This is a genomic window from Mesorhizobium sp. WSM4807 (assembly GCF_055811615.1).
Genome location: NZ_JBVVQY010000071.1, coordinates 1 through 6,695, shown reverse-complemented (window position 1 = coordinate 6,695; position 6,695 = coordinate 1). Strand labels below are relative to the sequence as shown.

Below are 6,695 nucleotides of genomic sequence, written 5' to 3'. Positions count from 1 at the left end.
TACCTATCTTATGTACCAAAGAGGTGCGCGGGGTGTTCTGGTTGAACCCAATCCTGAATTGGAAGCGCTGATCCGCACTGCGCGCCCGGACCCCATATGCCAATAAGGTCGATTTCTTATCGATTGATTGCGAAGGACTGGATCACGATCTCGTTAAGGCCATTGACTACGAGCGCATCAGACCTGCTGTCATCCAATGCGAGCCAAGTGAGCATCGTCTAAGGGCAACAGGGCTCGGATTATCAATCTGATGGAATGCAGATCATACCGGCTTGCTGCAATGACTGACATCAACGTCATCTTCGAGCGATTGACCTAATGCAGCGGCCCAATCGAACGCTGTCATCGAACATACCCAGCCTGCCATTGTGTCCGGCCCTCAGGCGCGCCGGGCGGCAAATCAGGATCGAAGCGCGTACTGCCGCATGTAGCGTAAGCGGGCAGTTGAGGCCGTTCAGCGCTGGTAATTCCATGGGTTTTGTTGCAGCGGCCGAGTAGGGACGCAGAGAGACCCATGGATGGGTTCGTGAAGGCGAACCTCGCCTGTCGCTTGCGCATCACGTGGTCCATTTCGATGCCGGCCAGGATTATCGCGGCTGATGCTGGTGATTTGAAGCCGAGTATCGGCCGATACGGAGCTTGAGCACCGATGATCCTGCTCGATCCGATTGTTCGCCTGCAGGTTGGTCTGACTGCCGTGGATGATGACGCGATCGGGTCGCCCCTGACGTTCCAGCGCCTTTCTGAAGAAGCGCTTGGTCGACGGCAGGTCGCCCTGGTCGCTGAACCAGAATTCAGCAGTGTCGCCGACGCTGTCGATGGCGCGGTAGAGGTACATCCACTGGGCCAGCGCACGCAAAGCGGATCACTGAACATAGCACCCTCCGAAAATAGTCGGGGGATTCCTGCCACAACGTCGGTAGTCAAAATGTTGCAACACATCCCTGCGAGTTCCGCCATCTGTGGCTTACAGGGGGTAAATGTCTCCGCTGTCACCGCTTCCTGGCCTCCAATGACTTGGTGAAGCAGTCTTATGGTCACGCGAAAGCTCCGGATCATTCTTTGACGCCCGACATCGCGACCGAGTCGGTGAAGAAGCGTTGGAAGCCCAGCAGGACGACTGCAGGGATGAGGCTTAGAATGGTCGATGCCGCGAAGATCTGGCCGATGTCGCTCTTGTACTGGCCCACCATCTGGCCAAGGGTAATCGGGGCGAGGAACATGTCCTGGCGCGTCGTGACCAGAAGCGGCCAGAGATAGGCCTGCCATTGCCCATTGAAGAGAATGAGCCCGGCGGCGATAAGGGCCGGACGCGATAGCGGCAAGAAAACCTCGAGGAAAATCCTTAGCCAGCCGGCTCCATCGACTTGGGCCGCTTCAATCAGCGAACGCGGTACGGCGAGGAAGAACTGCCGCAGTAGGAAGATCACTATGCCGTTGCCCACGAAGGGCATGATCAGTGCGATGTAGGTGTTCTGCCAGCCCGGCGCGCGCGAAGATGGCCGCCAACGGGACAGCCACGACCTCCTCGGGGACCAAAAAGCTGAATACGATGATGGCGAAGACGACCTCGCGGCCGCGCCACCGCATGGCGCTCAACGCGAAGGCTGCGGCTGCGCAAACCAGCAGTCCCACGACCACCGTACATGCGGCCACGACGATCGAGTTGATCAATCCGGTCCGGAACGCTCCGCCGAGCGCGCTGCCCCGGCCGAGCTCTTTTTTCCGGCGCTCACAGTTGCTTTTCCCGCGATAGCAACCGGAACTGGATGAGGATGATGATGACCATCAAGGTCAACCCTTCCGCAGCCAGGCACATCGTTGAAAGAGTAAGCCTGCTGATACACGTCGTACATGATGAGCTGCGTGCTGCCGTTGGGCCCGCCTCGGGTAAGTAACGCGATCGGAGCAAACAGCAGAGATGCGGCCACTGTGTCAATGACGATTACGAAGGCCAGCGGCCGACGCATCAGCGGGATAGTGATGTGCCATAGCTCTCTGTGGCGAGCGCGATGTACGAAACCTGTCGTCGAAAAACCTGGTTGATCTCAAAGGATAAGCCTCCACTTAGCGGTAGAGGCGCACGTGTCTCAGGTGCCGAACGGCCGCCCGATCCTGTGCATTATGGAGTGGCTGCCGATCTCGGCTTCGAGCACCCTCAGATCGGCCTCAGACCGGGTGAGTGCCACCACGTGTGCCGCGCGACGCGAGCATCAGCGCGACCGCACGATCAATGCCCTTGCAGGCGCCGGTGACCAGCACCGATTGTGCGGAAAACTCCTGCGAAGTCATGACGTCAGTTCACCGGCGCGTCTTACCTGCAGATGACCTCCGCAAGCAGAATGCCGAAGCGTCACAGGCGTGGGCCGCTTTGCCTGTCAAAGATGTGGACCCGGCGCGGATCGATCTTCAGCCTCACCTCTTCACCAGGCCGGACGGTGAGCCGGTCCTTGACGACGGCATCGATGGCGTCCTCGCTAAGCTTGGCGAAAACCTGTGTTTCGAAGCCGGTCGGCTCCAGCACCGAAACCGTTGCCGACAAGCCGTCGTGCGCAATGTCAATATGCTCGGGACGTATGCCGTAGATGACCGGCTGGCCGCCCAATGCCCTGGTCCCGCCGGCCGGCAGCACGGATCCGGTATCTGACACAAAGAGCTGCATGCCGTCTTTGGACTCGATTTTGCCGTTGATGAAGTTCATGGCCGGCGAGCCGATGAAGCCGGCGACGAAGACATTCCCCGGGTTGTCGTAGAGATCGAGCGGTGCGCCGACCTGCTCCACCTTGCCGTCCTTCATCACCACAATTTTGTCGGCCATAGTCATCGCCTCGATCTGATCATGGGTAACATAGACGATCGTTGTGCCGAGGCGTTGATGCAATTCCTTGATTTCGACGCGCATCGCGACACGAAGTTGGGCGTCGAGGTTCGATAAAGGCTCATCGAACAGGAAGACTTCCGGTTCGCGCACAATGGCGCGTCCCATAGCCACACGCTGGCCCTGTCCGCCCGAAAGCTGTTTCGGGAACCGGTCCAGCAGCTTGCCCAGATCGAGAATTTCAGCCGCCTTCTTCACGTTGGCATCGATCTCGGCTTTCGGCCTGCCCTTCATTTTGAGCGAGAAGCCCATGTTGTCGGCGACGTTCTTGTGCGGATAGAGCGCATAGTTCTGGAACACCATCGCATATGTCGCGGTCTTTTGGCAGAACATCGTTCACCACCCGGCCGCCGATGCGGATCTCACCGCCGGATATGGATTCGAGACCGGCGATCATGCGTAACAGGGTGGATTTGCCACACCCCGATGGGCCGACCAGGATGACGAACTCGCCATCGGCAATGTCGACATTCACGCCATGAATGACTTGGGCGTTTCCATAGCGCTTGACGATGTTCCTGACGGTGACCTGAGCCAACTCGCATCTCCTACTGAGGCAAAGCATTCTGCATCTTGACTTCGCCCCTCGGCGCAGATGCGGCGATTTCATCTTGAACCCTGTCTTCGAATTCGAACGTGCGCGTGATTAGCGGGTTCACGTCAATTGCACCTGAAGAGAGCACGATACGCGCGCTACTCGAACCATCGCTTTGTCGACGTCATCAGCAAGTTGAATATGAAGCGGACCCGGCTTAACCATGCGGCATCCTCAAGCCGAGTCATCGCTATCACACGGCATTGGCGGTTGGCAATATTAGGTTATTGCATTCTTGCAAGAAATAATTTAGCGTGCGCCTGCTTCTTCACCGACTCCATCGGCAATGGCGGACGTCAAAGAATAATCAGGAGGATTCGCATGACCAATTGACCGGGGTGAAAATTAAGTCGGTGGCGGCGGGTCAAGGCGAGCAGTGGGCTAAGGTGAAGGCCATGACCCAAGCGAACGGTGATTGGATTAGCAGGCGAAGGAACACGCAATGAAAAGTGAAGTAACCGAGGATCAGGTCCGAGAATACCAGGAGCGAGGGTTCGTGCACATCCCAGGCCTTTTGTCGCCGGCCGAGGTGGCCGAACTCAAAGCCGCCGTCCTCGAGGCAGTTGAGATGATGGCTGGCCGCAAGAATCTCCCAGGCAGTGTCGACCGGCTCGAAGGCGTCGACCTCTACCACGACAAGGTCTTTACCCAGCGGATCAACGTCTCGAAACTTAATCAGACGATCCACCGTTACATCCGCGGCCCCGAGATCGGCAACATGGCCAGCGCCCTTGCCCGCCAGCCCGCGATGCGCATCTGGCTCGACCAGGCGTTGATCAAGGAGCCCTACGGCAACCCGACCGCGTGGCACTTGGACAATCCCTTTTGGTCATTCTATTCGCGCGACGCGATTTCGATCTGGATCGCGCTCGATGATGCGACGCCCCTCAACGGCTGCCTGTCGTTCGTGCCGGGCAGCCACAGGCTCGCCGGCTACGACAACGTCAACATCGGGAAAGACCTTGCAGGACTCTTCAAGGTCTACCCCGGGATGGCAGAGACGGACCCTGTCGCGGTGCCAATGCCCGCGGGCGATTGCAGCTTTCACAACGGCCTTACGGCGCATGGCGCCGGGGCCAACATGACCCGCCGCCGCCGGATCGCGATGACGGCGGGCTTCATGCCCGATGGCAGCACCTTTAACGGGGAACAGGACATTCTGCCCACGGCTTACTTCGAAAGCCTGAAGGTCGGCGACAGGCTCTGCGACGACACGATCAACCCGATCGTCGGGAGAGCCTAGCTGGTCGGTCGCAGCCTGAGCACCTTGAGCAGGCTACGATGGAACCCTACGGGACGATGCGGGAGCTTCTCCGATACTCACTGTCGGGGTGCAAGGTTGGGTCGGAGTCGCCCTCGGCTTCGTCGGTGTGCTGCTCATGCTGAAGCCGCAGACCGGCGATCTTAGCATCCATGCCGTGATGCCGCTGGTTTCCGCGATTCTCTACGCTCTGGCGATGGTGCTGACGCGCACCAAGAGCCGTGGCGAAAACCCCTTCGTTCTGGCACTGATCTTCAACCTGATAGCGATCGTTCTCGGAGGTGGCGCGAGCCTAGGCTAGGATAGACGAGCCGCGGGCGGGCGGCGATAACTTGGCCAAATCGAGTTAGATCTGGTCCAAGAGACTGTGCTCATCGAGAGCGGGATCGAAGCTCAGTTCGGACGACGTCCTGAGCAGTACCTTCTTGTTGCGCGCCGGCGCCTCCGCGAGCGCACGCCGGGCAACCGCATCTAAGTTTCTTAGCGAACCAATCAGCACCAAAGCCGCGCCTTCGCGATCTGTCACGAGAATGGCCGGCGTGCCATTGGCCGTTGCCAGCATCGCAGAGCGGCCCGACAGATCGAGTCGGGACAGGAGGGACGGCGAGGGCTCATAATCGAATCCGATGGGCGGGGATCCATCATCCTGCTCCGCGCAGATAACGCCATTCTCGCCCACGGTGGCGCGCGCTTTGGCGACGTCCGAGCGAAATCCGCCGACAAACACACGTTCGCTGCCAGCGTCGAAAAGTCCGACGAGAGCTGTCGTCGCGCGGATCACATCCACGATAATGCACACGTCTCCGGCAATAGCCAGGGGGCTGGTGGGAAGGAAAGCAACCTTAATCTTCATGCGCAAGCGGTCCGGGTTTTCATCAACTCAGCGATCTGTCTCTCATCGGGCAATGCCGGTACGACGAGCTTTTCGTGACTGCGAGGGCGCCCGCTGCGGCGAACGGCATCAGCAAGGGTCAATCCACTGGCCAGCCCTGCAGCGAGTGCCCAAGACGCTTTGCTGAACGAGCCAGCCTGCTGGCAACAACCGAAACGCGATGAGGCCAATTAGAGCCGGCGCGAGGAAGAGGAGCGGCGCTATCGCCGCTCTCCATTTTGAAAGTCGACGAATTATGGGTGCAGCCCTCACAATTCGTTTCTCATAAGCCGCGCGATTGCCGGACCCGACGGACTGACCAAAATCGCAAGCTACCCGGTCGACGTCGTCGACACCACCGGGGCCGGAGATGCATTCAACGGGGCCCGGACGACGAATTCGCCGGGCTCGATAATTTGTCGGCCGTGAACAATGGGAGGGATCAGGCTTTGAGTTCTTTCGGCTGACTTTGAGAGGCGGCGAGGAGAAGCCACAAAAGAGCCTTCAGCCACCTGAGCAGGAGGGAGAAGCTGTAGCCGGCGGCGGCCAGGATGGCGTTGACGGCGTCGCCCTGCTTGCCGGCGAGATAGTTGCGGCCCATCCGGTGCTCAGCCTTGATGTGGCCGATCACGGGCTCGATCGCGGAGCGGCGGCGCATCTCGCGCTTGATGGCTGGGGTGACACGGCGTTTCTGGCCGCTGGTGAAGACCCTGAACTTGTGGCTCTCCGGTGCGTTGTGGCCGCGATAGCCGGCGTCGGCGAGAACGCGGCTGATCTCGTTGCCGATGGTCTTTTCCATGTCAGGGATGATCGCTGCGAGCGTGTGGCCGTCATAGGGATTGCCGGGCAGCGCTTTTGCATGCAGGGCGAACTGGCCACCCTTTGAGCGCTTCATGCATTCCACCTCGTGCGCATGCAGGCTGTAGATTTTGCGGCCGCGCTGGCGCTGACGCTGCCCGAGAACGGTGGAGGCCTGGTAGAGCGACCATTTGAAGAGCGCGTCCAGTTTCGCATCGCCGGCGATCTGGCGGGAGATGTCGCGAATGGTCCGGCCGAGATAGGTCTTGAGCCTGCGCAGCGCCTTGTTGGC

General features: G+C 59.6%; 7 protein-coding genes and 2 pseudogenes. 3 read left to right on the top strand and 6 right to left on the bottom strand.

Annotated features, from left to right (window positions below):
* Positions 1 to 342: 342 nt before the first annotated feature.
* From AC0L3N_RS33360 to AC0L3N_RS33345, 4 genes and pseudogenes are all read right to left on the bottom strand, one after another.
* A pseudogene (locus tag AC0L3N_RS33360) lies at positions 343 to 859 on the bottom strand (DDE-type integrase/transposase/recombinase); the annotation flags it as partial.
* Positions 860 to 1,055: 196 nt separating this feature from the next.
* Positions 1,056 to 1,517: a carbohydrate ABC transporter permease gene (locus AC0L3N_RS33355; RefSeq protein WP_473551903.1), complete on the bottom strand. Its 462-nt coding sequence runs from the start codon at positions 1,515 to 1,517 to the stop codon at positions 1,056 to 1,058.
* 652 nt (positions 1,518 to 2,169) lie between these two features.
* On the bottom strand, positions 2,170 to 2,292 hold the full coding sequence (locus AC0L3N_RS33350) for a hypothetical protein (RefSeq protein WP_473551900.1): 123 nt from the start codon (positions 2,290 to 2,292) through the stop codon (positions 2,170 to 2,172).
* A gap of 61 nt (positions 2,293 to 2,353) precedes the next feature.
* A pseudogene (locus AC0L3N_RS33345) lies at positions 2,354 to 3,416 on the bottom strand (ABC transporter ATP-binding protein).
* 499 nt (positions 3,417 to 3,915) lie between these two features.
* Between AC0L3N_RS33345 and AC0L3N_RS33340 the strand changes: the two are divergent.
* Together AC0L3N_RS33340 and AC0L3N_RS33335 are read left to right on the top strand one after the other, a co-directional pair.
* Positions 3,916 to 4,716, top strand: coding sequence for a phytanoyl-CoA dioxygenase family protein (locus AC0L3N_RS33340; RefSeq protein ID WP_473551898.1), 801 nt, complete (start codon positions 3,916 to 3,918; stop codon positions 4,714 to 4,716).
* Between the two features lie 136 nt (positions 4,717 to 4,852).
* Positions 4,853 to 5,035, top strand: a complete 183-nt coding sequence (locus AC0L3N_RS33335) for a hypothetical protein (RefSeq protein ID WP_473551896.1) — start codon at positions 4,853 to 4,855, stop codon at positions 5,033 to 5,035.
* A 45-nt stretch (positions 5,036 to 5,080) separates the two neighbouring features.
* On the opposite strand, the gene AC0L3N_RS33330 is transcribed toward AC0L3N_RS33335, so the two are convergent.
* Positions 5,081 to 5,587 (bottom strand): 2-phosphosulfolactate phosphatase, encoded by a 507-nt coding sequence (locus AC0L3N_RS33330; RefSeq protein WP_473551893.1) that lies wholly within the window; start codon positions 5,585 to 5,587, stop codon positions 5,081 to 5,083.
* Positions 5,588 to 5,890: 303 nt separating this feature from the next.
* Here AC0L3N_RS33330 and AC0L3N_RS33325 point away from each other — a divergent pair, with 303 nt between their 5' ends.
* Positions 5,891 to 6,034 carry a PfkB family carbohydrate kinase gene (locus AC0L3N_RS33325; RefSeq protein WP_473551901.1) on the top strand — a complete coding sequence of 48 codons (144 nt, stop codon included), beginning with the start codon at positions 5,891 to 5,893 and terminating at the stop codon, positions 6,032 to 6,034.
* A gap of 13 nt (positions 6,035 to 6,047) precedes the next feature.
* Here the strand turns inward: AC0L3N_RS33325 and AC0L3N_RS33320 are convergent.
* Positions 6,048 to 6,695: transposase family protein (locus AC0L3N_RS33320; protein WP_473551890.1), on the bottom strand; the 648-nt coding region annotated here is incomplete at its 5' end.